The sequence below is a fragment of the Shouchella clausii genome, assembly GCF_002250115.1.
GTDB lineage: Bacteria > Bacillota > Bacilli > Bacillales > Bacillaceae_D > Shouchella > Shouchella clausii.
Genome location: NZ_CP019985.1, coordinates 3752049 through 3776281, shown reverse-complemented (window position 1 = coordinate 3776281; position 24233 = coordinate 3752049). Strand labels below are relative to the sequence as shown.

The window sequence follows — 24233 nt, the reverse complement described above, 5'->3', positions numbered from 1 at the left end:
GAGAATTCGGAGGAATTTGTAGGATGAAGGCACTGGCAACAAGAAACAGAGGGGCTATTTTATTGCTCATGTTTAATATCTTTATAGGATTTGTAGGCGTTGGCTTGGTTATTCCAATTATGCCGACGTATATGAACGTTCTTGGCATTTCTGGAACGATTGTTGGCCTGCTGGTCGCTGTATTTTCATTAATTCAATTTTTGGTGGCGCCTTATGCAGGCAGTTGGTCTGATCGTTATGGGCGAAAATGGATTATTGTCACTGGTCTGCTGCTTTTTGCTGTATCTGAGCTGCTTTTTGGCCTGGCTACGAATGCGGTCTTGCTGTTTATCTCAAGACTGCTTGGCGGTGTATCTGTCGCCTTTATTATGCCCGCTGTCATGGCCTACGTCGTTGATATTACGACAGAAGAGGATCGGGGAATGGGAATGGGCTGGATTAATGCGGCGATTTCGACAGGTTTTATCATCGGTCCGGCGATCGGTGGTTTTTTAGTCGAGTACGGTATGCGAGTGCCTTTCTTCGCTGCTGCTGGAGCTGCCGCCTTATCTGCTGTTGTTTCCATGAGCATTCTGCCAGAGTCGCTAGATAAGAGCAAGTTGCCTACTCCAGAGGCACGTATGGACCGAAGAAAAGAGTCTCAACTCGCACAGCTTGCCAAATCTTACCGCACCCCTTATTTTACAGGGTTGTTAATCATCTTGATCACTTCGCTCGGATTGTCCCAATTTGAGACAGTGTTAGGACTTTTTGTTGACCATAAGTATAGCTATACGCCCAATGAAATTGCGTGGTTAATTATGATCGGTGCAATCGTCGGCGCTGTGATGCAGCTGACGCTCTTTGGGCGGCTCATCAATTGGATTGGAGAGAAGAAGCTGACGGTCTATTGCTTGCTGGTGATGGCTGTTTTTATGGTTGCGACAATTTTTTCGGCCCAATATTGGATGATGGTTGTATCGGTAACGCTTGTTTTTCTGGCAGTTGATTTTGTACGCCCGGCGATAAGCACTTACTTTTCTAGAATTGCTGGCAATGAACAAGGGCTTGTCGCCGGGTTGAATGCTTCCTACACGAGTCTCGGGAACATCGGCGGGCCGATTCTCGCCGGAGCCTTGTTTGATGTCCAAATCAACTCCCCGTTTCTGGTAGGCAGTCTGATCGCTTTAGGCGGCTGGGTTCTTAGTCTACGCTGGATGCGCACGCAAACGGAACGGTCGCCAGGCTCAGCCGTATAATAGACAGTTTTGGCTTTCCAAGAAGATTCAATGTCTAGCAAGAAAGTAAAGGTATAAAATGAATACTTGGACATTACAGAGACCCGGTTAAGATTTAGATTGGGGACGAAAGGAAATACAAAAATGACCAACCCTAAGAAATTATCGATTCCTGAGATCAAGAAGGCGTTAAAATCTTACGATAAGGAATCGTTGATAACATTACTAATCGATGGCTATAAACAAAGTCAGGAAATGAAGAACTATATACATGTGCTTTTGAATCCTGAAGAGACCATTGAAGAGCTCTATCAGAAGTCAAAAAATCAAATCTTGCATGAGTTTTTCCCTGAGCGGGGGGATGCAAAGATGAGATTGTCAGTTGCCAAAAAAGCAATTACTGAATTTAAGAAGTGGTGTAAAGACGAAATTAGAACGATAGATTTGATGATTTATTATGTGGAGGTAGGGGTGGATTTTGCAAATGAGTATGGGGACATTTATGAACAATTTTATAATAGTATGATCTCCATGTATGGAAATGTTGTAGATAAAATAAACAACAATTTAGAGTTATGTGATCGATTCTATCAACGATTGAAGTCAATAGTAATGAATACAAGCGGAATGGGCTGGGGATTTCACGAGGAGCTTTATTCCTTATTCGGGCAGCTATCGATTCAAGTAGAAAAGGGAAGGAGGGAAGGGCATTGAAAGCGCCTCAGCGTGTGATTGACATTTGGGAGAAGGTTCGACGACTTTCCGATGGAAACCTTAACTAAAGCTTGGTATAGCCAAATTGCTTCGGTTAACAAGCAACGAACGGTAGATTTAATGAAATTACATCGGGAGGAGTATGGAACGTCTGGTAACTGTTTTGATTTAGCAATTTGGTTAATTAATGAGTTTAGGGAGAATCAATTACAAGCATATGCAGTATTTACCCCCGATTTACATGTGGCGGTAGTCGTTATTGATGATGAAGGACGTAAGTATTTGTGCGATCTTGGAGATCAATGGATTCAGCCTATACTGATAGACCGGGAACATGAGGAATATACCGAGGAATTTTTGGAAGGATTCTTTCCAGGCGCTCAAATTAAGCTGACAGCACAGTTGGAGAACCTTGTTGTGACTTATAGAAGGCCAAATGGCAAGGAAAGTCATCAGACCTTCAACCTGACGCCGGTTTCCGATAATGAGTTGATTGCGGCAGGAGAAACTACGCAGAGAAACATCAGAAGTCCGCTGGTTGAGAAACGTATATTTATGGACGATCAAGTAGCTCATTGGGAATTTGATAATTACCAAAGTTTTATTTGTTATAATACTGGCAGGGAAATAGAAAAACAGCTTAGCCGTGTAGAGGAATGGGCGAACCGAATTAGTAAGGTAAGTGGAATGGATGAGGATGTTGTATTACAGGCATTGGAAGTGACTTGATATGGGCATTAGGGGCATGAGATATTTAAATGACAGTAATATCGTGCTGAAAAAGATTTGTTTGGAGATAAGACACAATGTTCACGATAAAAAGCTAGTTGAAACCATTGGGCCATAGTACATTAAAATGTGCAATCTTATTTTGTCAAATTAAAAGAAACACTTGAAGAGAGTATCCCAACACATTGTAAACAATGGCAGAGCAAAGACGAAAGAATTGACGTTATTGCTGTTGTACTGATTTTAGTTATATAAATGTTTGGTACGATAAAAGCAGGTTTCTGAGCCTAATTTGTTTATTTGAATGTGTGGTGAGGAAGACTTTAAAGATGTAAAAGTAATGGAGGGTAATACAGTGGATCAATTGGCAACATTACATCAGGCAAATGGTCGTTATGCGCTAAGATTTGAACGGTTTTTCTCTTATAAACCGGAGGAGGTTTTCCGTGTCATTACGGATCCTCATTCCTTCTCCCAATGGTATCCTTTCGCAACCGGGGAAATGGACCTCAAATTAGGAGGTGAAATTGCCTTCGATGACGGTGAAGGAACAACATATGAAGGGATCATAACGGAATTAAAAGAACCCTATACTTTTGAGTTCCGTGAAGTTGATGATTTGATCCGAATCTCATTACAAGAAGAGGGGAAAGGATGCCAATTGGTGTTCATCCACATTTTTGACGATAAGGAAATGGCGATGTATACTGCCGCAGGATGGCATAGATGTCTGGGTGTGTTTAAACAGATCGTCAACGGACAACCAGTTGAATGGAAAGATAATTCAGTTGAGTTAAGGGAACTTTATCGGGAAGCATTCGATCGAAATAGGTAAAGGTTTTGGGAAAATGATGCTCCACTATTTCAGCATGATGTTGATTAGGCTGTTCGGAGATTGAGGAAGATCGTAACAGCATATCAATGTGTAGAGACCAATTCACAAATTCAAGAGGATGTTTCTGTTTCCAGACTAATTAGTCGCGAAAATGGTGAAAGTCAGATTGTCCTTTTCAGTAATTGAATCAATTATTACCCGAATTAACGTGAGATGACATGGAATCATTCTCACGTTTTTAAATTTTCTAATGAACGTTTTTTTCATTTTAAGGGTTTGCGTTAGAGTAAACGAGAAGAGTAGAATGAAAACTTATTTACATGCTGGTGAGTATTCCTGCGAAGGTCAAGCAGCTACATGATACTTAATTGACATACTCGGAGTAGGAGGGGGAGTATAATTATTAAAATTTCGGATTAAATAAACAATCCATTAAATAACTTAAAAATAGACATTGCAAAATAGACAAAAGACAGTCTCAAATGCAAAGATCGTATCCACGAAAAGCCTATTGGCGAATCGCAAAAAGGCCGATCTTCCACAAAACCCTCGACTCTTGATATTGAGTGAGTCAAGGGTTTAAGAGCTTAATGGAACGTTATGTTACACTTCGTCGAATAACTTAACCGAAACCGACCGGGGGTTAGTCACCCCTTCCTCTCGATTGGAATCCATATCTCGCTGTAATAATCTTTTGAATAAGGATCAGCATCACTTAAGTATACTTCCATTTCTGGTCCGCCTGAATGTTCATATCCAGTTGCCGGAAACCATTCAGAAAAGATTCGATCCCATACCTTTGGCATTGCATCAGGCATTGCCCCGTGTACCGGAAAAATCGCCCAAGTAGCTGCAGGAATTTGTCTCGTCTCCCATTCAACAGGAATTTGATCAATATTCTTTTCTGCGGCGATTAAGTAGGTTAGATTTTCTTGCTGTTTGTCAAAATCAATGCAAATGCCAAGCAATCCAAGAGGGCCGCAATTTTTGGCAAGCTCTTTTGACAATCCATTTTGATTCGATTCATTCCAGAAAGCTGCAATCTTTTGGTTGTTCTCTCCGCAAATTGTAGTGGTACGAATGCTTTTTCCTACAACGGTAAACGCATCTTTCTCAACAATCTTGTAATCCATTTCCACATCACCCTTTAACTGAATTTGAAAAGAGATCTTTGGGTAAGCCTTCAAGGATTGACTATGTTTCTTAGCATCTGATGGAGGGATACCATGTATTCGCCGAAATGCTTTCGTAAAAGCTTCTGGACTTTCGTACCCATACTTCATTGCCACATCGATTACTTTAGATTTGGAATGAACTAGTTCCTGTGCAGCTATTGTAATACGGCGATTCCGAATATATTCAGTTACGGTATAGCCAGTTAACATACGGAACATCCGTTGAAAGTGAAACCTTGACATACAAGCAATCGCAGCAATTTCGTCAAGCAAAAGCTCGTTGTCTAAATGGCTTTCTATATACTCAATGCTATTAAGCATTCTTTGAAGGCTGTCCATCGTGTGTTCTCCTTTCTATCCTTAGTCTACTAACATGGTGTTAGCTGTTCCTGTTCATCTGTGCTCAATTGTGACAGGTTGTTACCGCCAAATTATTTAGGCGAAGTATGCCATCATCATAGGGAAAAGGTGTATGTATGAAATGGGGATTTGAGTGTTCAATGGAATCCTCGTAGAGATACAGAATAACACAATGTAGCTAGTAGAAGGGCATGATAAAACTTTACCATGAGAAAAGGCGGTGATCAAAAACAATTGTATAGACCATTCGTGATGGAGAAGAAACTGAGTGAGAGTTTCAATAGCTCAAAAAGGCCAATAACATTAGTTTGATTTCAATCGCGTTAGTGTTTAAAAAAATCTTACTAAGGCCGAAATTCAGCGATGCTTTTTCGTTAACTATTTTATTGAAAGGACACTGTTGACAAATGGTTCGTGTTTATATATCTTTTAGATATATCTTAAAGATATATTTGGAGGGTAAGATGAAAACAGAGGCTAAATGGATTGTGCTCGGAATACTGTCAGGAAGATGTAGAACGGGATACGAAATAAAAAAGGTCATTGATAATAGTTTTGAGCATTTTTGGAAGATGAGCTATGGACAAATTTATCCCGCTCTTAAAACTTTGGTCAAAGAGGGGTATGTTATTCAAATCGGAGGCGAGGGGGATCGGAAGGAGTATGAGGTAACGGAAGCGGGAAAGCATAAACTTCATGATTGGCTGGCTGCTCCCATTTACGATACTGGGCTTCATAAAAATGAGCTGCTCGTTAAACTGTTTTTTGGAAACGAAATGAACCGGGAACAAGCATTTCACCACATTTGTGAACATGAACGGTTGTTACAAGGAAAAATGAAGGTTTACGAACAAATGGAAAAAAAGCTAAGCACTCATCCGGACGCTGAATTTTGGTTATATACGTTAGATTATGGAAAAGAAGTAGCTGAAGCAGAGCTGCACTGGTGCAAAAAAACAAAGGAGAAACTGAAATGACAAAAGCGAAACGAGTTAGTGCTCCAAATGACCAAGATATAGTGATTTTTATCGTTGGTATGAAAATTCAACAGTGGTGGAATATCAAAGCATGGGGACCCGTTTTTAGTGCTATGCCACCGATGTTAAAAGAACTTTCTAGCAAAATAGACACCGGTTTTCTTCATTATGAAACTGGTTGGAGTGGCAGGAATATCGTGATTACTCAATATTGGGAAAACGTAGAGAGATTACATGATTACGCCCATGGGAAAACGCATATGAATGCTTGGACTCGTTTTTATAAGAAAGCCGCAGACTCAAAAGGAGTTGGTTTTTTCCATGAAACGTATGTCGTGAAAGCAGGTAGCTATGAATCCATTTATGTCAATATGAATAAACCGAGAGGACTGGCTGCTGCATGTTCTTCCTATGTAACAGAAAAGCATTCTACAATGAAACATAGATTAAAGAATGTAAAAGCGAAATGACTACTTTGTTATTAAAAAACGGTTAAATCTCCAAAACAAACGATGAAAGTGGCTCTTAGAAAATAAGTTCCGTAGGCAGTATTATAAACAACAACGGAGTTGAAGCTACCACAAGTTGTTTGCTTAGAAGGGATGCATTGTCTAATTCTGGGTTTCTTTTATGAGTATGGATTAGGGGAAAACTTTGCTTCGAATATGTATTCCAGCAAGAAATTCATTTATGGTGCATCGAAGCATATATACGGTTTTTTGCGAAACGTATTAAGGGAAGGCTTCGTCCAATCTTGACTTCATTGACTGTTACAAAGAAGCAAATAACCCTATGAACGCGAGATGACATGAAATCTCGCGTTTTTTTATTTTTTTATGAACGATTTTGTCATCTACTCCGTCTTATATGTGAACTTACATTTACGATTAAAGGGGAAGGGATAGGATGAATACGGATTTTGCTGATGTTCCTTGGGGGCTGCTTGCGCCCGTTATCATTTTGAATTTAATTTTGGTCATTGTCGCGCTCGTCGATTATGTGAAGCGAGCAAAGACGACAGGCGCCCACCTGTTCTGGATTCCACTTATTTTATTTGTTAGCTTTCTCGGGCCGGTAATGTACTTGATTTTCGGTAGGAGGAACCAGTGATGAGTTTCGTATCTGTACGGCAATTAACGAAGACATATGCCGAGTACCCTGCAGTTAAAAATCTTTCTTTCGATCTGCAGCCGCATTCCTGTATCGCTTTATTAGGCGTGAATGGGGCTGGCAAAACGACAACATTAAAGATGTTATCAGGACTGGTCAAACCTACATCAGGCACCATACAGTTCCACCAATCATCGGCACACGGAAAGGGCGACATTCGCGCCGATATCGGCTACTTGCCCCAGTTTCCCGTCTTTTGCGATTGGATGACCGGATTTGAATTTCTCCTCTATGTCGGGCAGCTCGCTCATTTGCCGAGACGGGAAGCGAAACGTAAAACCAAAGAATTACTAGACAAGGTGGGGCTGACCGAAGCGGCTCATCAGCGTATTGGCCAATATTCAGGTGGTATGAAGCAACGTCTTGGCATTGCCCAAGCTCTGATTCACCAGCCTAAGCTGGTCATGCTAGATGAACCGGTATCTGCTCTCGATCCAGTCGGACGCCGGGAAATGCTTCAGCTAATGCAAACATTAAAGGAGGAAGCAACGGTTCTTTTCTCGACCCATGTCCTGCATGACGCGGAGGAAGTAAGTGACGAAGTGCTCATTATTGATCAAGGCCAACTAAAATATGGGGGGACGCTCGATTCGCTTCAGCAAGAATGGCAAGATGCGGCAATCATAATCAAAGCCAAGGATGACTTGACTAATCAGCTCAAGAACTGGCAGGAACAAAAACGTATTGTTGACTTTGTCATAGAAGAAGATGGCTACAGAGTATTGGTAGAAGATATTGAGTTGGCGGTGCCTTTTCTCTTGCACGCTTTTGCTCAGCACCAGGTTCGGTTAACGAAATTCGAAGTAGCTAAAATGTCTCTGGAAGATTTATTTTTAAAGGTGGTGCAAAAATGAAGCAATGGCTCGTGTTGTTTCAAAAAGAACAGGTAGAACTATGGAGGAATTACAAGTGGGTATGGGTTCCTGTTGTGTTTCTGTTATTAGGAAGTTCGACGCCGCTCTCCACCTACTTTATGCCGCAAATATTAGAGGACTTCGGCGGGTTGCCAGAAGGGGCCGTTATCGACATTCCTACGCCCACAGGAACTGAGGTGCTCGCACAAACGTTATCTGATTTCGGATTGCTCGGCGTCCTTGTCTTGACGTTGGCGTTGATGGGGATCGTATCGGCGGAACGGCGCAGCGGAGTAGCAGCGATCATTTTACTGAAGCCAGTGCCCTACTTTTCTTATCTCACAGCCAAATGGGCGGCGATTATTTGCTTTACATGGGTGTCACTTGGCCTTGGTTACGGCTTAGCGATGTATTACACGAACCTTCTATTCGATGCCGTTTCGCTTGAACGTTGGTTCAGTAGTTTTTTTCATTTTGGATTGTGGTTAACGCTCGTTATGACGATTGTTCTGTTTTATAGCACCATTCTTAAACAAACAGGCACAGCAGCCTTCTGTGCACTAGGTACCATTCTTCTCATCAGCCTGCTTTCATCGTCCTTTCCAGCCTGGTTCTCGTGGAGTCCTGCACAGTTGGCCAATCACGCCACATTGGTTTTGTTGGAAGGAGAGGGTTTAGCTGATTATACACCTGTTTTGTTGTCGACTCTGTTCGGGATCATCGGCTTGCAACTTGGAGCAATCGCCATTTTTACACACAAAGAGCTTGTTGACTAGTTTGAGTATGAATGAGCATGATAGAAAAGAACGATCTGCCTTGTTTAAGGAGATATGCTATGGACGAAACTGCACTTATTCGTAAAGCCCAAAAGGGAGACCAAGTGGCGCTAGCTACTCTCCTGCACGAGAATTATTTATTTCTGAGAAGGTATGCGTTAAAGATTACTTTAAAACCATCATTGGCCGATGACTTAACACAGGAAACGATGACCAAGGCGATCGAAAAAATTCACCTTTATAAAGGCTGTTCTAAGTTTTCAACATGGTTGATTTCCATTGCCTCTAACTTATATATTGATATGTGTCGCAAGCAGAACAGAGAGGAGCTAATGGCAAATACAGAAACGCCTTTGCACCAGTTGAAGTGGGAATTTGCCCACCGTCAGCTTGAATGGATGGATGTTGTAGATGGGTTAGGGAAATTATCAGAAGGGTATCGTCTACCCTTGATTTTGAAGCACTATTACAGCTATAGGTATGAAGAAATCGGCAAGATGTTAGGCATACCAGAAGGAACTGCGAAGTCAAGGGTTCATCACGCATTAGGTCTGTTAAGGAAGGAGTTGAACGTGAATGACGAAGGATATGAAGCAGAATGAATTGGAGCCGGAAGCGAAAGGGGAAAACGGAAGATCATCGGCACAGCTAACCGACAAACAGACGATTATGGAGCTGCGTTCCGGTTTAGAACGTCTTGATCAGCTCGATTCAGCGGATGAGCCAGACCTTTCTTTTTTCCTGCAGCAAGTAAAGGAAACAAAAGCCAATAGCAGGAAAAAGCTGCTTAAGGAGCTACTGGGATTGTGGGGGCTCGCTCTTGTTATTTTAGCGTTTTGGACGACAACCTACTTTCATTCGCCAACAGTCTTCCTGATCTTGCAAGGGACCGCTGTTGTCATACTGCCGTTCATCGTATATTTTACGACGAAAAAAGAGGTGAACAAACTCTTATGACGAACACGCATCCTTCTGATGTTCCTTTCTATCTATGGGTAATCTTAGCCGCTATTTTATTTACGCAAAGTACGATTCTATTTATTAACGCCAGGCGGCACGGCCATAATTACTGGTTATGGGGAATGATTGGCCTCCTAAATTTTCCAACCGCCACTCTGCTTTATTTGATTTTCGCAAAACGGATGCCGAGAAGACTATGGAAAAGGCAGTAGGATGGTAGAAGGGGAAGTTCACTCTCTCTGTAAAAGATTGATTTGTAAAGGAAAAGCTAAGAAAACTAACATTAAAGGGATTGGCGACAAGCGAAGTTATAAGAAACATGCTACAATCATGGGACAAATGAACGGTTTTCAAGTTGGCGCCAGGGGGGAAAAATGAAACATAAAAGCGGACAAAAAAATATTCCCGTCATCCCAGCAGCTACGCTAGACACGAAAGGGTTCAGATTGCTGCCACTTATACCTGAACAGGTTGACTCTTACGAGATGCACCGACATGACTGCTTTCAACTGTTTTGGATCAATGAAGGGCACGGTACGGCTCAAATCGACTTTCAAGGCTACAGCTTTTATCCCAATACGCTTTGCCTCATATCACCAGGGCGAGTTCACGGATTGATTGAATGTAAACCTGACAAAACATTTTCCGGCTGGCTGCTCGTCTTCTCCAAAGAGCTGTTGGTTGGACAGCAGTTGGAATGGCCACACACCTCCTTGATTGATCTTATGGAAGGAACCCCTTTTCATCGCATTGCTGCTGACCAGGCAACGATATTCAATACGTTGTTTAGTCTCCTGGAACGGGAGCAAGAGATAGAGCGCAAGGAACAATTGGAAGCTGTCAACAGCTATCTCCGTCTTATATTAATTGAGATGAGCCGCATTCAAGATTCGTGGCAACAGCGCCACCGAGAAGAGGCGGGATTTAGATTAACGAAAGAGTTTTTCACAGCAGTGGAGTCCCATTATCGTACCGTACATAGCGTCTCCGAATATGCTTCTATGCTTCATGTTAGCTCCAATCATCTCAATGAATCGATCAAAAAAACATTAGGAAAATCTGCGGGAAAAGTACTCCGCGATCGACAGCTCCTTGAGGCAAAGCGTCTACTACGGTACTCAAATGCCCATATAGCGGAGATTGCGAGCTACCTTGGTTTCCGAGACTCTTCATACTTCGGACGATATTTTAAGAAAAATATCGGTGTCACGCCTACTTCTTTTCGAAAAGGTTGACTAAACCCATACTCTTCAACGCCCTCATTACAGGGCGTTTTTGTGATTCCAGACAAATCACCGATTCATTCGGACTTTTTATGGTTGTTTCCTCCAACACATTGACATTGATAATTGTTATCAATTAGCATGATGCTGAAAGGAGCGATTGTTGATGTCTCTAGAGCAACTCATTCGCGAACGGAGAACAATTCGAAAATTTAACGCCAGCCCAGTATCACAAAAACTGGTGATGGAGCTATTGCTAAAGGCTGAGCAGCTTTGTCCCTACGAGGGCGAAGCGCGATGGCGATATGTGTATGCAGGTACGCCCGAAGCACGGGAAAAGCTGGCCAGTTATGTAAGCGAAAAAATCATGGATAGCAAAATGGCTAGACTAACGCTGAACAAACTCATGAAGAGCTTTCATAAACGGTTTATGGAGGCGCCGGCCAATATCATTGCCGTTGTGAAAACCGACCCCGATCCTATTAAAAAGAAAGAAGCCTACGGGACATTATGCCGCATTTTGCAAAATTTTCAGCTTCTTGCCTGGGAGCAGCGGCTTGGGATGGTATGGATAACGGGACCTGCGCCCTTTATTCAAAGCGAGCAATTCCACAAGCGCATTGGCTTGCAGAAAGACGAACAGTTTGTTGGACTTCTGCAAATTGGGTATTTCGACAAAGTCCCGAAAGGCCGAACGCGAACCCATGCTGAACGACTTTGGACCGCAATTGAAAGCTGATCATACAGAAATGGGGTTAACGTATGGAGGAGCAGCACGTATGGAGTTAAAGAACCAGGTGATTATGCCACTGGATTGGCTCAAAATGGACAATCGTCGGGTGTCACAAAAATTGGTACTAGAGTTGCTGAATCATGCTGTATGGGCACCTAATCATAGGTTGAGAGAGCCGTGGAGGTTTATCTTTATCGCCCGCGACCAGATGAAAAAGCGAGAATGGGTAAGTCATGAGCCAGCTGATCATTTAATCGTTCTCACCAAGACAGATAGCGACCCTTTTAAACAAAACGAGAATATAGCTGCTGCCTTTTGTCTGATCCAAAACTTCCAGCTGCTTGCCAATGAGCAAGGAGTGGCTATAAATATACGTTTTCACCATTGGATGTCTGAGCGTCAAGCCTATCGTGAACTTGGCATATCGACCAAGGAAACGATCATCGCTACGCTGGAACTTGGCTACTGGGCTGAACAAAAGGCGTCAAAGCACCACGCCATTCCCACCCGTCTGAATTGGAGTTTGCTCTGATTCATGGTGTTTCATAGCTTGATTGAAGGGAGACTTTACAATAAAGCGGGCGTCGTAACTTATTTACGCACCCGCCTTATTGAATAGAAGACCTATATTCCATAGCAGTGATGCCGTACACACGCTTAAAATGCCTGTTAAGATGAGACAGATCCACAAATCCGCAAGCTGCCACAGCCGAGTAGATATCGCTATGGCGTTCAATGATGCGCTTGGCATGTTCCAACTTGCTGTTCAAGAAAAAACGATACGGTGAGATGCCTGTACTTGCTTTGAAGGTTCGGATAAACTGGAACTTGGTCATTCCAAGCTCACTGGCAAGCTCATCAAGCTTTAGGATATCGCCTAGGTTCTCGTAGATCATGTCCTTGGCTCTCTCAATTAGACGGTTATTTGGCCTCGTCATCGTGCTCATTTCAACATCCGCGAAATGATCCGCAAGAGCCACTAGTAACTCGCTACAGATCGTTTCGTCCTGATCGCTGTAGATCGCCTGAACCAAGTTCAATATACTCTGCTTCAGCTTCTGGTTGTACACGATAGGTGCGGAGAATTTAACAACCTCTTTTTTGCCGATCAAATCGAGAAACTGACCAGGATCGATGTAAATCATGACATAATCAATGCCGCTTCGGTCCTGTGACTTTCCGTCATGCACTTGCTCCGGATGAAACAGCATGACGCCGTCCCGATAGGAGGACTGGAAACTACCGTCCAAGTTGTATTGCTGTACACCGCGCAGCGTGACGCCCATTGCATATTCCTCATGGCTGTGCTTAGCGTATGTGAACTCGGCCATGCTCGCAGATAGGGCGGTGATCCCTGCTTTTTTCTTATAAGTAAATTTATCCATGTTGACTCACCTCATATCTACTTCAGCAATCCTGATACCTCAATGGCCGAATAAACGAGCAGGAAAGCCAAGACGATATTCACGGCCTTCTGGTGCCGCTGAAAAAATTGTTTAAACACCAATCCAAACATCGCCCATGTCGTAAATGCCAAAAAAGCAATTATCGTGATCCCCAATACAAACAGCGTCAATGCGGTGGGAGAATTGTAATAGGGCATAACATAGCCCGGGATGACTGTCATTGTAAACAGCCAGGTTTTCGGATTGACAAACTGCATGATGTACCCGGATTTAAAAGTAGCTACCTGCGCGGTCGTATCTTCGCTGAGCTTCATCGTGAACACCTGATAGGCCAGATAGAGCATATACAGGCATCCGATGACCTGCATCACGACGATGATATTCGGCACCACGGCAACCATCGCTTGATTAAACAGAGCAGATGCTGCTAGTAGCATGCCAAAGGCGATCGTCGCTCCGTACATGTACTGAAAGGACTCTTTTATTCTAACACGATGTGCGATCGACAAAATCGCAATGTTTGTCGGTCCCGGTGTAAAGGTAGCGATGACACAGTACGCTAGAAAAGACAGTAAGCTCATGATGATACCTCCATGCATTTTCATGCATGATACACCCGCGGGCAGCTTACGGTATAGTACGATATTGCGGAGGCAAAACAAAGCAGTCGAGGGAAGCTCCGCGGCGGCTATCGGCCCGAACTTACACTGTATCAACCGAACTTAGTATAAATGGATTGGGCAGGGCGACAAGTTGCAAGGTCCTGTGAAGCTGTTTAGTTTCATCGACAGCACTTATGTCAGAGAACGAGAGGGTGGCTTGTCTAGTAATAAACAACATTCCCATACGAAAATCGCTAGACATTCACTGTTGTCGGTGAAGCACGTAACCTTGCTTGTACGGTTTGGCAGTTAATGCCACAGACGCTCTTCCGTTTACCAACCTAATCGATTTCGAAGAGAAGTAATATGCGAAACATGGTGTCGCCCGTGCCAAGCGTAGATCCCAATATTCATCCCTAACGTAACCACTCCTGATTCTGGGTGTTGGAAAGTCTTCGCTAGATCATCTTATTTTCATAGAACGTAACAGACAAACCCATCTACTGTGTAAAGCTTCGATTAGTTTTAATGAAATATCTATTGGTAACTTTGAATCAGGGAGCTCAGTCCATTTCCCTTCTTCATACAATTTAATCGTGGGATTGTTTTCTGTTAGGGCTAATTTAAAACGAAAGTAGCTATTTAAATGGCTGTCGGCCACGTGATGAACTACTTGACGAATGGTCCATCCATCAGGGCGATACGCTGTATCTAACTGCTCATCTCTTAAACCCTCCACAGCTTTTGTTAATTGAAATGGAAGTCCTTCAATCTCTGTTATCCACTTCTCTAATACTTCGGTTGTAGGCTCTCCTTCAAATTCAAACTTTCCAATCGGGTAACGTAAATCCATTCAAACAACTCCTTTCTGTTTTATAGGCTAATATCTATAGGCTAATAATTATTTCAAATTACCATCATTTGCACAATAGGTTATTCCGGAATCGGATCAGTCCGTTTTCTGAAGAAGGACTTTTAGCTCATTTTGTCGAAAAGAGAATCAATATGCGGACATGAAATGTAATAACAAAACACTTTAATAGAAAACATCAAAGGCTCAACGAGAATCTCATCGATTACCAATGCGTTAAAAAGAGAGGTGATGGAAGAAAGCGGAGTAGAAATTGAGATTGGTCATTTTTGCGGAATCAGCCAGGATGTAAACAAGGCAATTTGTCATACATGGTGGTTGGCAATGGCCAAAACCTCTGAGTTGCAAACAAGTGAGGAAAGCATACAAGTGAAGTTTGTGAAAGAAGAAGACGCCATAACAATGATTACCAGGGAAGATTTTAAAAAGGAGTTAAAAAGATTATTGATCCCGCAGCCGCATCCGTTTTATCTCGTTTTTTATGGCTAGGGCAGATCGTCTTATTTTCGGCTTGGTATCGTTTATTAGTAATTTGATAATCTGATGTTGGGATCTTATCCGCTATTTTATTGACTCTGCCCTTTTCACCGCAAATAATAAGAACGGTTGCATCAACGAAGGAGCTACAATTATGAATACATATATAGTACGAGGCAAAAAAATCCATGTAGAGATTTTCGGAGATCGGTCACTACCGGCTGTGCTGTTTCTTCATGGCGGGCCTGGAGAAAGCTGTTACGAATTTGTCTATCATCAGTCGAACCGTTTTTCGGATCAATTTCAATTGGTAGCGATTGACCAAAGAGGGGTTTGTCGCTCGGAAGGTTTATCAGAAACTGAACCATTCGGGCTTCAAGATTTAGTGGAAGACTGTGAGGAATTGAGAAAACAACTGGGCATTAACCGATGGGCGGTCATTGGCCATTCGTTTGGTGGGTATCTTGCTTTGCTTTATGCCTCAGCCTATCCAAACTCTATCACAAACGTTGTTTTTGAATGTCCAACCTTTGACTTTGCATGGACGGCAAAAAGTTTGTTGCGCAGAGCAGCTTCTGTATTTTTAAAGCAAGGAGCCGAAAAGAAATCCGAGGAATGTCTAAACCTAGCAGCCAGCAACCTACCAAGTAAGTGCCTATTTGATTGGTATTTACGCCTAGGAGAGGAGCTAGGGGAACATAAAGAGGATATTTACCGGGTAAATGCAGATACTTCAATAGATTATTCAGCATATACGGATGAAGAATGGGAGGCGTTTGATGACCGAACGGACATTCATCTTGAGCGTTTACGAGAAGAAGGAAGGATCTTCCAATCGATCGTCTCCTTGCTTCCCAGTCTTTCGATTCCTTCTTTGCTTGTCATGGGGGACGCGGACCCAGTCACATGCGATAAACATGTGGAAGCCTATAATCAAATGGCAAACGGTCATAAAGTGGTGATTAACAATTGTGGGCATACTCCCCATGCCGAATGTCCAGATGTCTATTATCGAATTGTGTCTGCGTTTTTGTTACAGGATGAATGGCGCTTTGTAGAAATGGGCAATGGATTATATACGTACTTTAACAAGGATGTGAGTAAATAATGGTTTTTCATGCGAAAATAGCGATTGTTCCTATGATTATATTTATATTTTTATTGGTAGGCGCAATGGTCGCCATTGCTGTTCTTCCTCTCACTTTTATTCTCGGAGAGGTGTCTTCATCCCTTATTTTTTTCATTTCGGTTGCAATGTTTATTGTTACAGTTTGCTTTCTCTTGTGGTACATAACCTCCATTAAATTTGTTTTAACGGAGGAACATCTCCTAATTAAAGGAGGTCCATTTAAACGTAAAATATTGTACCCAAACATAATAAAAGTCGTCCCAACAACTGCTCGATTCACCGGTTATCAAATTTCTTCGTCTGATAAGGGAATTGAATTGCGTTACAAAACATCCAATGCTTCTAGAACGATAAAAATATTACCAAAGGATAAAATGAAATTTATTGCCGAGTTGAGAAAACGGTGTCCAAATGCACAGATTAGTGAATTTTAAAGAGAAGAGGGGGAGGCAATGTAGAAGTAAAAGAAGATAGGGGAATAGGCTCTATATACAAACGAAGAAAATGATTGATTTGGATTTGATACCTGCATCTGCACTTTCAAAGTGGGTAGACATACAGTGAACACGCATATTAGAAAGCCGGTAGAGGGATGTATGTTAGAATTATTTGCAACTAATGTGTATGAATAGTAGAAAGCAGGTTATCTTGATGAAAGTAATTACTTTATGCGGCTCTACAAAATTTAAGGAACAATTCGAGAAAGCAAATGCTTATCATACATTGCAAGGAAATATTGTAATAAGTCTCGGGTTTTTCGAGCAAAGTGAAGGTATAGAAATCACACAAGAGCAAGCAGAATTGTTGGGGGAAATTCATTATAAAAAAATAAATATGTCTGACGAAATTTTTGTTATTGATGTTAATGGCTATATTGGGGAAAGCACAAAAAAAGAAATTGAGTATGCAAAACAACAAGGTAAATTAGTAAGTTACTATTCTGAGAGCAATATAAAGTAATAAATCAACTATTTCACTAAACTCCGGCAGGTCAAGGGTATAACCCATCGCTCACTGCTGTATTTTCGATGATAATGTTATTGTAATTGTGAGGCGGAATATGTAATACAAAAGGATGGTGTCTCTATGGACAAGAACGAGGAAGTATCTCTATCGCTTAGAAAGATTGCGAATTCCAGTGAAATGAACCAGGTAGCTGCGGCGATGAAAGAAGTGAGGCGGTCTGGTAAAGCCGCTTTGCCACTATTGATAGATGCGCTTCATGGTGAGGATCCGATGTTGCGTGACATTGCATGTGCCGTTCTCGGAGAGTTAGGTTCAGACGCAGGAGAGGCTGTGCCGAAACTGATTGAACTGATGCAAACAAGCTCTGAGGAGACAAGGATGGCCGCAGCTCTCTCGTTGATGCGCATCGGCCATGACAGTCTACCATTATTGGAAGAGACAGCCAAGAAATCAGTAGGTTTAACGAAATTCTGGGCTTGTTGGGCTATATCTTGGCTCGATCCTTCTCGGTTGGATCAGGATATGATCGTATGTCTAAAAGCTGAGCAAGAACAGCCAACGAGTGAAGTAACGCCATTCGCGGCAGCGGAAGCAGTCGGGAAAGTGATCGCATGGCAATTGAAAGAAGCTGACTAAAATGATTGTTTATCGTTTCTAAGATAAGACGGCGGGCATCTTAAGTACAACAAATGCTCGCTGTTCCTGTCAATGAGGGCTTGTGCTCGGATGCGGGGGAAGCAAGTAGTTGTTAGATCCGTTCAATTCAATTCGTTTCGTTTTTTCTGTTAGTTTACATAATATACATTACAGGAACCAATTGAATGAAAAAGAAAGATCGTCTCGAATCACAAGTTTACTTCAGGTTTCGAGACGAGAAAATAATTAAATGATGAAACTGTTCCTTCCTTTATATATATAAAATGTCCTTTTTCTTCTTGTGGTTTTGAATTAATTCTTTTCTTTCCTGAACAGTCTCTTTGCCTTCGTTAAATAATTGAACATATCTTTTAATGTTAGCGATTGACATATCTGTCGAACGAAGCGCTTTGATAAACTGTATCGATTCCAAATCCGTTTCATTATCTGGAGGCCATTTTCACTGCTTGTTAAAATAGGATCAAAGGAATCTCCGCAGCTGCTCGCACAGGAAACTAATTCCAATAAGATTGATTGATGGAATAAACCAGTAGCTAAACCCCCAGCGGCGGTTCTAAATGTTATTAAAACCTATTCATCTGCTTCTGATGCCTTTTAACTAATCCTTCAATCCTAATCCATCTAGAATTTTCTGGACGTACTTTTCAACCCTTGCTTCTCGTGTTTTTGGTTGTTTGGCTCCTGAAAAATAAAGAATGTATGCTCGTTGCCTTCCTGGCGTCAATGCCTCAAAAGCGGTTTTCAAGGCGGGCATTTCATCGAATTTATTTTGCAGCTCTTCGGGAATGTTCAAGTTTGTATTGTCTTGATTGTTTTTTACTTTCAATCCCGCTTTTTCTACCGCAATCGCTTCATATACATAGTCTTTTAAAATAAGCTCTTTTTCAATGATTTCCTGAATATTAGTAAAGCGAATTTGGCGGGCCGCTTGTACGTTCTCTGTTTGTTGGATGAGTATCCCATGGGCATCCTTTAACAAGGCGCCTTTATGAAAGAGAAGCGCACAGTAGTCTTTAAATCCATGTATTAATACGATATTTTTATTGTCAAATGTATAGCAAGGGTGCATCCACTTAAATTCTTCAGTCAGGTCACAGTCAAGAATAATGTCTCTTAATTTCTTATATTCTTCCTTCCACTTTTTGGCGTTCGTTAAAAATTCATCAACCTTAGGATTCATGCTGTTATTTGTCATTGAGGGCTACACTCCTTCTATTTTTGGTGATATCATTAGTGATATAAGCGCTGCAAAAATCTTTTCTTGAAGTTCAACATACACTTATGAGTTCAGAAATTAAATACAATTTAACTTTTGAATGAGAGTTGTTTTTCTTCCAATGCAGCTCTAAGAGTTGGCAAGGATGCTGGTCCTATTCCATGAATCTTTAAAATTTCCTTTTCACTAAAGCGTGATAGCTGCTCTAATGTCGTGATTCCCTCGTGTATCAATGCATTTCTAGCGGGAGAAGAAAGCTTTGAAAGAAATCCGCTACTTGGTTTGCTTTCTTGTTGACACGTTGGACAGCTTGGACAATCTGTACTTTTATAATATTTGTGTCCTTTATCGCACGTTTTTAATTCTTTTGAAGTGTTCATCTCATCCGCCCCACTCTAGCATCACTGCTTTTTAAATCTAGCTGTTCTAATTTTATAATTTTTTTCAAGCAATGCATACTACCAATAACAGCCTCAGTTGATTTTTGGTTTATCCTTATCTCGTTGTTGATTTGGGAACGAAACTTTTTTTGTGTTGGCTCGTAAATAAGAGATAGATGATAAAAAGGAGTGATGGGGATTGCCTTTTATTGCTGAGCAATTGTTCCTATTAGCGATTAATCCGCAAACAGCGAAGCCTTATTACCGAGCGGCGACGGCTCTGCCTTATGCGCTTAATGGCGCCCTACTGGCTGAATTGATGATCAATGGCAATATTGAATTACAACATAAGAAAGCAGTTGTTGTGAATGAAGATACGCATGATCCTTTGCTTAAGCAAACACTTGCACGAATGAAAGAGAAAAAGCCTCGCTCTCTCAAGTATTGGGTGCAAGGCCTCTCTTCTTCCCGCACTCAGCAAGAGGTGGCAGCATTGCTTGAGGAACAGGACCAACTAACGGTTCGTAAAACACGTTTTCTAGGTCTCTTTCCAAGTTATGAATACCATTTAGAACGAAACGACTTACACGCCCACGCCTATCGTTTATTCCGGGCGGTGTTGGATAAAATCGGTAGGAAAGAGCCCCTCGACCGAGAAGAAGAACGATACGCAGTGTTGCTTGCATTTTTGCATACGAGCAAGCTTTTGCCTCTTATCTTTAAAAAACGAGCTGAGGCACGGGAAGCGGCAGCGCATTTGAAGCAGATCAGCAAAGACTTGCCTGTCTCTGCCGAAGTTAAAAAGACGATTGATGCCATGGAGACGGCAATGATTGTAGCGACGACTACGATAGTGGTCACATCAAATTCCTCTAGCTCTTCGTGACGGAGAAGCTTCACCTGAAATCTGTAAAACAATTAGCCTGTAGAAAACGTAGGTGTTTTTCTACAGGTTTTTAATGGTCTTCCTTTCCTTTGAATGCAGCTCCTCTTGATTCGTGGGCGTCGATGATGGTGAAAAAGGCGTTTCGGTCATGTTCATAGATGGTATTTTTAAGCTGCATGATCTCCAGTCTTCCTACCACTACGTATAAGATGTCTTTTTCTTTTCCTTGATAGCCCCCCTGCCCTTTTAGCCGTGTAACACCTTTGCCTAGTTTCGCCGTAATCGCTTCAGTAAGTTGTTCATAGTGGTCCGAAACAATCATGACCGCTTTCGTTTGGTCGGGCCCTTCTACAACGGCGTCGATCGTTTTGGCGGCTACATAGTAGGTTAGAATGGAATACATGGCATTTTCGAAGCCATACACGAAAGCAGCCCAGGCGAAAACAGCTACGTTAAAAACAAGTACGCATTCACCGACAGTAAAGGGGATTTTGCGAGTCAGCAATAATCCTAATACTTCTGTTCCGTCGAGTGCGCCGCCGCTTCGAATGACCAACCCTACGCCGAGTCCTAATAGCAGTCCGCCAAATATGGTTGCCAGCAAAGGCGTAGTCGTCAGAGGTTCTAAATCCCAATGGTGCAAAAGTGCTTCTGATACAGCGAGGACAATGTTCCCAGTTAAAGAATAGATTAAAAAACGCTTGCCGAGGTAGAGAAAGCCAAAATATAAAAACGGGACGTTTAAAAGAAGGACGAGAATGCCGAAATTAAAAGACGTAATCGCATTTAAAATCAACGAAATGCCGATAATGCCTCCATCGATAATACTGTTTGGCAGTAGGAACCATTCAATCGCTATAGCGGCTAGAATGGCACCTGCTATAACAGTGAATATCCGAAAGCTCAATTGCTGTGAAGCTGGCATAGATAGTCCCTCCATTCTCATTACTATGGACAAAAATCAATTTTTTATGCAAAAGGACCCAATTGTAAAATGAGACTTTCGGCTTAAAAGAGTGACAGATTGACGAAATTGCGAAGAGTGCTTCAAGCATGGGCTTCTTTGTCCGAATTAAGTAGTAAGGACAGATTTAAAAGGAGACTCACATGGACAAGACATCATTTATCGGCATTCTTTTAGGAATAGGTACAGTCATATTTGGAGTCATTTTAAAAGGCTCTAGCTTAGAGGTGCTCCTGAATCCCGCCGCTATTGTCATCATCATAATTGGTACGATTGCAGCTGTTTTAATCGCCTTTCCTTTTTCGGACATTAAACGGGTTCCAAAATTGTTTGGCGTGTTGCTGTCTGAACGGAAAGAAACATCTCAACAGGAAATCGTGGAAAAGTTCGTAGAGTATGCGACCATTTCTCGTCGTGACGGGATGCTTGCCCTTGAAAGCAAGATTGAAGATATAGACGATCCGTTTTTTCAGCAAGCTACACGGATGATGATCGACGGCCAGGACCCTGACTTTATTCGCCATACATTGCATGAGCGGATTGACGCGATGCAAGAACGCCATGCGACAGGAGCAGCAATTTTTAGCCAAGCCGGCACCTATTCGCCAAGCCTTGGCGTACTCGGGGCGGTGCTGGGGCTTATTTCTGCACTTGGCAATTTGGATGACATCAACAAATTAGGCGAGTCGATTGCAGCTGCTTTTGTCGCAACGCTGCTTGGGATCTTTTTTGGCTATGTGCTTTGGCATCCATTTGCCAATAAACTACGGCGTAAGTCGAAAATTGAAGTATTGAATCAGCATATGATTATCGAAGGCACGATTGCCATTATTAATGGCAGCTCGCCTCGTGCGGTTGAAGAATATTTGTCGGTTTATATGGAGGAAAAGAAGCAAAAAGCATACAAAGAAGGAGCAGAACAAAGACATGTCACACAAGCGGAGGCCTAGGCGGCATGACAGCAACACACATGTAGACGAAACATGGCTCCTACCTTATGCCGACATGCTTACTTTGCTTGTCGCCTTGTTTATTGTCCTATTTGCGATGGGTCAAATCGATCAAGCCAAGTATGACCAACTCAAAATTGTTCTTTCCGAAACGCTTGGCGGACAAGGGATTCTTGACAATCAAAATGCCCTTGACGAAGTGGATGAACAGGCGCGAAATACACTTGAAAGCGATCCTTCTGAATTAAGCGAAGCCTCAAAACTCGAGCGAAGTGAATTGGAACAGCTTCAGGCACGCTTAAATGGGTATATTGAAGAAAAGCAGTTGGCGGATCGGTTACAGACTGAACTGGGTGCTTCGGGGTTGTTAATTACGATCAATGACGGCATCTTGTTTGCCTCAGGGAGTGCCGAACTTAAGAGCGATTCGATCGAACTAATCGAGCAACTATCGGCTATGCTTGCTTCTGACCCACCGCGCTATATTCAAATTTCTGGGCATACCGACAATGTGCCGATGGGAAACAACGAATTTGATTCGAACTGGGAATTAAGCAGCGCCCGCGCTTACAATGTCATGAAACTGTTTTTCGAATACGATCATTTTGAGCCGGCTCAACTGTCATTTGCAGGCTACGGTGAGTATCATCCGATCGCTTCAAACGAGACTGCAGAAGGAAGGCAAGCCAACCGACGCGTTGAAGTCCTCGTTCTCCCGTTGGAACCAATTGAATAAAAAAACGGAGTGGGTTCCGCCCCACTCCGTTTTTTTAGGTGTCATTTGACAGCATGCTTTGTCAAGAACTACAATAATCTCGTTACCTGTTTTGGCGATGTTTACATGAAAAGAAGGTGAACCTGTTGTCGCGAGACGTTGCTTGGATGATTGGCCGAACGATTGCCATTGTTATTTTTCTCATAGGTTCTTTATGGGTGTTCACAAAGGTCTTCTCCCTTACATACCCTTTTTGGTTTGCGGCTTTGTTCGCCTGGATGCTACAGCCAGTTGCCCGTTTCTTCCAACAAAAGCTCCGCTTCAGCCGTGGTTTTGCCAGTTTGTTTGGCTTGTTAGGCGGAATCTTGGTGATTAGCGCGATTCTAACGGGGTTGGTTTTTCTTATTTATTTTAGTTTGCGCCAATTTTTTGAGCAAGTGCCAACGTGGATTGAAGAAGGCTCTGAAAAAATGCAAATCTTCTTTAATGAAACGATTTGGCCGTATTGGCAGCAAGTACTTGGTTTGTTTGATACGATCGATGTAGGCACACACAATGTCCTGTCGGAAGGAATTGACCAGTTAGGAACAGTGCTTGGCAATTTTCTTGGTGATATCGGACAGGGGGTTGTTGACTTTTTAACAACAGCGCTTTTAGGGTTACCGAACTTTTTAGTGGCGTTTCTGTTTATCATTTTGAGCATTTATTTTATGGGGAAAAGCTGGAGTTATTACCAAGATGTTTATGATCGCCATGTGCCAAAACGGCTGCGTAAAAAAGGCAGAGAGTTCGTACAAGCGATCCGGCGGAGGCTGTTTGGCTTTCTTCGAGCCCAGTTCATCCTCATGTTTGTGACCGCTTGTATTGTCTTTGTCGGACTTTTGATCATTCGGGTCGACAATGCGTGGATGCTTGCTATTGTCGTCGGAATTGCTGAGCTGCTTCCTTATTTAGGGACTGGCACAATCTTAATTCCTTGGTTTATTTACTTGTTTATTACAGGCGATGTTTCTGGCGGTTTCGGGATTGCGATTTTATACATCATTGTCGTCATCATCCGGCAACTACTTGAACCAAAAGTGCTTTCAAGTCATATGAACTTAAATCCAATTGCAGTCTTAATTTCTTTGTTTGCCGGCCTTCGCTTGTTCGGTGCATTCGGCCTGTTTTTAGGCCCTGCTATTCTGGTGTTCATCGTGATTTTGAATGACATTGGCTTCTTCCGAGCCGTTCTTCAGTTTATCCGCAACGGTTTTACCGAACCCGAGCAATAGCCCGCTCGAATGGAGCG

Annotated in this window: 30 protein-coding genes and 1 pseudogene; 23 read left to right on the top strand and 8 right to left on the bottom strand. The window is 42.3% G+C overall.

What is annotated here, in order from left to right:
* Positions 1 to 23: 23 nt before the first annotated feature.
* The 4 genes from BC8716_RS18425 (at position 24) to BC8716_RS18410 (ending at position 3495) form a co-directional block, all read left to right on the top strand.
* A complete protein-coding gene (locus tag BC8716_RS18425; protein WP_094428074.1) occupies positions 24 to 1238 on the top strand; it encodes an MFS transporter in 1215 nt (404 codons plus the stop codon).
* Between the two features lie 123 nt (positions 1239 to 1361).
* Entirely contained in the window at positions 1362 to 1931 is a 570-nt protein-coding gene (locus BC8716_RS18420) for a DUF6155 family protein (protein ID WP_094428072.1), read from the top strand.
* A 51-nt stretch (positions 1932 to 1982) separates the two neighbouring features.
* Positions 1983 to 2660 carry a hypothetical protein gene (locus BC8716_RS18415; RefSeq protein WP_257251502.1) on the top strand — a complete coding sequence of 226 codons (678 nt, stop codon included), beginning with the start codon at positions 1983 to 1985 and terminating at the stop codon, positions 2658 to 2660.
* A gap of 355 nt (positions 2661 to 3015) precedes the next feature.
* The gene (locus tag BC8716_RS18410; protein ID WP_094428070.1) at positions 3016 to 3495 is read left to right on the top strand and encodes an SRPBCC family protein; all 480 of its coding nucleotides are present in this window, start codon (positions 3016 to 3018) and stop codon (positions 3493 to 3495) included.
* A gap of 647 nt (positions 3496 to 4142) precedes the next feature.
* Here BC8716_RS18410 and BC8716_RS18405 read toward each other — a convergent pair.
* Positions 4143 to 5009, bottom strand: coding sequence for an AraC family transcriptional regulator (locus BC8716_RS18405; RefSeq protein WP_169715966.1), 867 nt, complete (start codon positions 5007 to 5009; stop codon positions 4143 to 4145).
* Between the two features lie 428 nt (positions 5010 to 5437).
* Here BC8716_RS18405 and BC8716_RS18400 point away from each other — a divergent pair, with 428 nt between their 5' ends.
* From BC8716_RS18400 to BC8716_RS18350, 10 genes are all read left to right on the top strand, one after another.
* Positions 5438 to 6007: a PadR family transcriptional regulator gene (locus BC8716_RS18400; RefSeq protein ID WP_094428068.1), complete on the top strand. Its 570-nt coding sequence runs from the start codon at positions 5438 to 5440 to the stop codon at positions 6005 to 6007.
* Entirely contained in the window at positions 6004 to 6477 is a 474-nt protein-coding gene (locus BC8716_RS18395) for a DUF4188 domain-containing protein (RefSeq protein ID WP_094428066.1), read from the top strand. The genes BC8716_RS18400 and BC8716_RS18395 overlap by 4 nt, the downstream gene beginning before the upstream one ends.
* Before the next feature lie 436 nt (positions 6478 to 6913).
* On the top strand, positions 6914 to 7117 hold the full coding sequence (locus tag BC8716_RS18390; RefSeq protein ID WP_094428064.1) for a PLD nuclease N-terminal domain-containing protein: 204 nt from the start codon (positions 6914 to 6916) through the stop codon (positions 7115 to 7117).
* Complete coding sequence (locus tag BC8716_RS18385) at positions 7117 to 8031, top strand: ABC transporter ATP-binding protein (protein ID WP_094428062.1); 915 nt, start codon at positions 7117 to 7119, stop codon at positions 8029 to 8031. Before BC8716_RS18390 ends, BC8716_RS18385 begins: the two co-directional genes overlap by 1 nt.
* Positions 8028 to 8807 (top strand): ABC transporter permease, encoded by a 780-nt coding sequence (locus BC8716_RS18380; RefSeq protein ID WP_094428060.1) that lies wholly within the window; start codon positions 8028 to 8030, stop codon positions 8805 to 8807. Before BC8716_RS18385 ends, BC8716_RS18380 begins: the two co-directional genes overlap by 4 nt.
* A gap of 59 nt (positions 8808 to 8866) precedes the next feature.
* On the top strand, positions 8867 to 9409 hold the full coding sequence (sigY, locus tag BC8716_RS18375) for an RNA polymerase sigma factor SigY (RefSeq protein ID WP_094428058.1): 543 nt from the start codon (positions 8867 to 8869) through the stop codon (positions 9407 to 9409).
* Entirely contained in the window at positions 9384 to 9764 is a 381-nt protein-coding gene (locus BC8716_RS18370; protein ID WP_094428056.1) for a YxlC family protein, read from the top strand. Before sigY ends, BC8716_RS18370 begins: the two co-directional genes overlap by 26 nt.
* Before the next feature lie 377 nt (positions 9765 to 10141).
* A complete protein-coding gene (locus BC8716_RS18360; protein WP_094428052.1) occupies positions 10142 to 11002 on the top strand; it encodes a helix-turn-helix domain-containing protein in 861 nt (286 codons plus the stop codon).
* A gap of 154 nt (positions 11003 to 11156) precedes the next feature.
* Positions 11157 to 11729, top strand: a complete 573-nt coding sequence (locus BC8716_RS18355) for a nitroreductase family protein (protein ID WP_094428050.1) — start codon at positions 11157 to 11159, stop codon at positions 11727 to 11729.
* A 40-nt stretch (positions 11730 to 11769) separates the two neighbouring features.
* A complete protein-coding gene (locus BC8716_RS18350; protein WP_094428048.1) occupies positions 11770 to 12255 on the top strand; it encodes a nitroreductase family protein in 486 nt (161 codons plus the stop codon).
* Positions 12256 to 12331: 76 nt separating this feature from the next.
* Here the strand turns inward: BC8716_RS18350 and BC8716_RS18345 are convergent, their stop codons facing one another.
* The 3 genes and pseudogenes from BC8716_RS18345 to BC8716_RS18335 all read right to left on the bottom strand — a co-directional run bounded on the left by BC8716_RS18345 (position 12332) and on the right by BC8716_RS18335 (position 14584).
* Complete coding sequence (locus BC8716_RS18345; RefSeq protein WP_094428046.1) at positions 12332 to 13108, bottom strand: AraC family transcriptional regulator; 777 nt, start codon at positions 13106 to 13108, stop codon at positions 12332 to 12334.
* Positions 13109 to 13125: 17 nt separating this feature from the next.
* Entirely contained in the window at positions 13126 to 13710 is a 585-nt protein-coding gene (locus BC8716_RS18340) for a LysE family translocator (RefSeq protein ID WP_094428044.1), read from the bottom strand.
* Positions 13711 to 14064: 354 nt separating this feature from the next.
* Positions 14065 to 14584, bottom strand: a pseudogene (locus BC8716_RS18335) (YfiT family bacillithiol transferase).
* A gap of 249 nt (positions 14585 to 14833) precedes the next feature.
* Between BC8716_RS18335 and BC8716_RS18330 the strand changes: the two are divergent.
* The 5 genes from BC8716_RS18330 (at position 14834) to BC8716_RS18310 (ending at position 17810) form a co-directional block, all read left to right on the top strand.
* Entirely contained in the window at positions 14834 to 15091 is a 258-nt protein-coding gene (locus tag BC8716_RS18330; RefSeq protein ID WP_094428042.1) for an NUDIX hydrolase, read from the top strand.
* Positions 15092 to 15233: 142 nt separating this feature from the next.
* Positions 15234 to 16187: an alpha/beta fold hydrolase gene (locus tag BC8716_RS18325; RefSeq protein WP_094428040.1), complete on the top strand. Its 954-nt coding sequence runs from the start codon at positions 15234 to 15236 to the stop codon at positions 16185 to 16187.
* The gene (locus BC8716_RS18320) at positions 16187 to 16642 is read left to right on the top strand and encodes a PH domain-containing protein (RefSeq protein WP_094428038.1); all 456 of its coding nucleotides are present in this window, start codon (positions 16187 to 16189) and stop codon (positions 16640 to 16642) included. Before BC8716_RS18325 ends, BC8716_RS18320 begins: the two co-directional genes overlap by 1 nt.
* Positions 16643 to 16859: 217 nt before the next feature.
* Positions 16860 to 17168: a hypothetical protein gene (locus tag BC8716_RS18315; protein ID WP_094428036.1), complete on the top strand. Its 309-nt coding sequence runs from the start codon at positions 16860 to 16862 to the stop codon at positions 17166 to 17168.
* Positions 17169 to 17294: 126 nt separating this feature from the next.
* Positions 17295 to 17810 (top strand): HEAT repeat domain-containing protein, encoded by a 516-nt coding sequence (locus BC8716_RS18310; protein ID WP_094428034.1) that lies wholly within the window; start codon positions 17295 to 17297, stop codon positions 17808 to 17810.
* 271 nt (positions 17811 to 18081) lie between these two features.
* On the opposite strand, the gene BC8716_RS23020 is transcribed toward BC8716_RS18310, so the two are convergent.
* The 3 genes from BC8716_RS23020 to BC8716_RS18300 all read right to left on the bottom strand — a co-directional run bounded on the left by BC8716_RS23020 (position 18082) and on the right by BC8716_RS18300 (position 19427).
* Positions 18082 to 18243 (bottom strand): MerR family DNA-binding protein, encoded by a 162-nt coding sequence (locus tag BC8716_RS23020; protein ID WP_142300746.1) that lies wholly within the window; start codon positions 18241 to 18243, stop codon positions 18082 to 18084.
* Positions 18244 to 18429: 186 nt separating this feature from the next.
* Complete coding sequence (locus BC8716_RS18305) at positions 18430 to 19026, bottom strand: YdeI/OmpD-associated family protein (protein WP_094428032.1); 597 nt, start codon at positions 19024 to 19026, stop codon at positions 18430 to 18432.
* A 110-nt stretch (positions 19027 to 19136) separates the two neighbouring features.
* On the bottom strand, positions 19137 to 19427 hold the full coding sequence (locus BC8716_RS18300; RefSeq protein WP_094428030.1) for an RNA polymerase alpha subunit C-terminal domain-containing protein: 291 nt from the start codon (positions 19425 to 19427) through the stop codon (positions 19137 to 19139).
* Between the two features lie 199 nt (positions 19428 to 19626).
* Here BC8716_RS18300 and BC8716_RS18295 point away from each other — a divergent pair, with 199 nt between their 5' ends.
* The gene (locus tag BC8716_RS18295) at positions 19627 to 20313 is read left to right on the top strand and encodes a GOLPH3/VPS74 family protein (RefSeq protein WP_094428028.1); all 687 of its coding nucleotides are present in this window, start codon (positions 19627 to 19629) and stop codon (positions 20311 to 20313) included.
* 70 nt (positions 20314 to 20383) lie between these two features.
* Here the strand turns inward: BC8716_RS18295 and BC8716_RS18290 are convergent, their stop codons facing one another.
* Positions 20384 to 21238, bottom strand: a complete 855-nt coding sequence (locus BC8716_RS18290; protein WP_094428026.1) for a YitT family protein — start codon at positions 21236 to 21238, stop codon at positions 20384 to 20386.
* A 182-nt stretch (positions 21239 to 21420) separates the two neighbouring features.
* Between BC8716_RS18290 and motA the strand changes: the two genes are divergently transcribed.
* From motA to ytvI, 3 genes are all read left to right on the top strand, one after another.
* Positions 21421 to 22227 (top strand): flagellar motor stator protein MotA, encoded by an 807-nt coding sequence (motA, locus tag BC8716_RS18285; RefSeq protein ID WP_094428024.1) that lies wholly within the window; start codon positions 21421 to 21423, stop codon positions 22225 to 22227.
* A complete protein-coding gene (locus BC8716_RS18280; RefSeq protein ID WP_094428022.1) occupies positions 22205 to 22963 on the top strand; it encodes an OmpA family protein in 759 nt (252 codons plus the stop codon). Before motA ends, BC8716_RS18280 begins: the two co-directional genes overlap by 23 nt.
* A gap of 116 nt (positions 22964 to 23079) precedes the next feature.
* Entirely contained in the window at positions 23080 to 24216 is a 1137-nt protein-coding gene (ytvI, locus tag BC8716_RS18275; protein WP_094428020.1) for a sporulation integral membrane protein YtvI, read from the top strand.
* The last annotated feature ends 17 nt before the right edge of the window (positions 24217 to 24233 follow it).

What these genes read in the sequence shown, in the direction of transcription:
- BC8716_RS18425 (WP_094428074.1), top strand. Translation starts at nt 24, where the DNA reads ATGAAGGCACTGGCAACAAGAAACAGAGGGGCTATTTTATTGCTCATG.
- BC8716_RS18420 (WP_094428072.1), top strand. Translation starts at nt 1,362, where the DNA reads ATGACCAACCCTAAGAAATTATCGATTCCTGAGATCAAGAAGGCGTTA.
- BC8716_RS18415 (WP_257251502.1), top strand. Translation starts at nt 1,983, where the DNA reads ATGGAAACCTTAACTAAAGCTTGGTATAGCCAAATTGCTTCGGTTAAC.
- BC8716_RS18405 (WP_169715966.1), bottom strand. Translation starts at nt 5,009, where the DNA reads ATGGACAGCCTTCAAAGAATGCTTAATAGCATTGAGTATATAGAAAGC.
- BC8716_RS18400 (WP_094428068.1), top strand. Translation starts at nt 5,438, where the DNA reads ATGGTTCGTGTTTATATATCTTTTAGATATATCTTAAAGATATATTTG.
- BC8716_RS18395 (WP_094428066.1), top strand. Translation starts at nt 6,004, where the DNA reads ATGACAAAAGCGAAACGAGTTAGTGCTCCAAATGACCAAGATATAGTG.
- BC8716_RS18390 (WP_094428064.1), top strand. Translation starts at nt 6,914, where the DNA reads ATGAATACGGATTTTGCTGATGTTCCTTGGGGGCTGCTTGCGCCCGTT.
- BC8716_RS18385 (WP_094428062.1), top strand. Translation starts at nt 7,117, where the DNA reads ATGAGTTTCGTATCTGTACGGCAATTAACGAAGACATATGCCGAGTAC.
- BC8716_RS18380 (WP_094428060.1), top strand. Translation starts at nt 8,028, where the DNA reads ATGAAGCAATGGCTCGTGTTGTTTCAAAAAGAACAGGTAGAACTATGG.
- sigY (WP_094428058.1), top strand. Translation starts at nt 8,867, where the DNA reads ATGGACGAAACTGCACTTATTCGTAAAGCCCAAAAGGGAGACCAAGTG.
- BC8716_RS18370 (WP_094428056.1), top strand. Translation starts at nt 9,384, where the DNA reads ATGACGAAGGATATGAAGCAGAATGAATTGGAGCCGGAAGCGAAAGGG.
- BC8716_RS18360 (WP_094428052.1), top strand. Translation starts at nt 10,142, where the DNA reads ATGAAACATAAAAGCGGACAAAAAAATATTCCCGTCATCCCAGCAGCT.
- BC8716_RS18355 (WP_094428050.1), top strand. Translation starts at nt 11,157, where the DNA reads ATGTCTCTAGAGCAACTCATTCGCGAACGGAGAACAATTCGAAAATTT.
- BC8716_RS18350 (WP_094428048.1), top strand. Translation starts at nt 11,770, where the DNA reads ATGGAGTTAAAGAACCAGGTGATTATGCCACTGGATTGGCTCAAAATG.
- BC8716_RS18345 (WP_094428046.1), bottom strand. Translation starts at nt 13,108, where the DNA reads ATGGATAAATTTACTTATAAGAAAAAAGCAGGGATCACCGCCCTATCT.
- BC8716_RS18340 (WP_094428044.1), bottom strand. Translation starts at nt 13,710, where the DNA reads ATGAGCTTACTGTCTTTTCTAGCGTACTGTGTCATCGCTACCTTTACA.
- BC8716_RS18330 (WP_094428042.1), top strand. Translation starts at nt 14,834, where the DNA reads ATGGAAGAAAGCGGAGTAGAAATTGAGATTGGTCATTTTTGCGGAATC.
- BC8716_RS18325 (WP_094428040.1), top strand. Translation starts at nt 15,234, where the DNA reads ATGAATACATATATAGTACGAGGCAAAAAAATCCATGTAGAGATTTTC.
- BC8716_RS18320 (WP_094428038.1), top strand. Translation starts at nt 16,187, where the DNA reads ATGGTTTTTCATGCGAAAATAGCGATTGTTCCTATGATTATATTTATA.
- BC8716_RS18315 (WP_094428036.1), top strand. Translation starts at nt 16,860, where the DNA reads ATGAAAGTAATTACTTTATGCGGCTCTACAAAATTTAAGGAACAATTC.
- BC8716_RS18310 (WP_094428034.1), top strand. Translation starts at nt 17,295, where the DNA reads ATGGACAAGAACGAGGAAGTATCTCTATCGCTTAGAAAGATTGCGAAT.
- BC8716_RS18305 (WP_094428032.1), bottom strand. Translation starts at nt 19,026, where the DNA reads ATGACAAATAACAGCATGAATCCTAAGGTTGATGAATTTTTAACGAAC.
- BC8716_RS18300 (WP_094428030.1), bottom strand. Translation starts at nt 19,427, where the DNA reads ATGAACACTTCAAAAGAATTAAAAACGTGCGATAAAGGACACAAATAT.
- BC8716_RS18290 (WP_094428026.1), bottom strand. Translation starts at nt 21,238, where the DNA reads ATGCCAGCTTCACAGCAATTGAGCTTTCGGATATTCACTGTTATAGCA.
- motA (WP_094428024.1), top strand. Translation starts at nt 21,421, where the DNA reads ATGGACAAGACATCATTTATCGGCATTCTTTTAGGAATAGGTACAGTC.
- BC8716_RS18280 (WP_094428022.1), top strand. Translation starts at nt 22,205, where the DNA reads ATGTCACACAAGCGGAGGCCTAGGCGGCATGACAGCAACACACATGTA.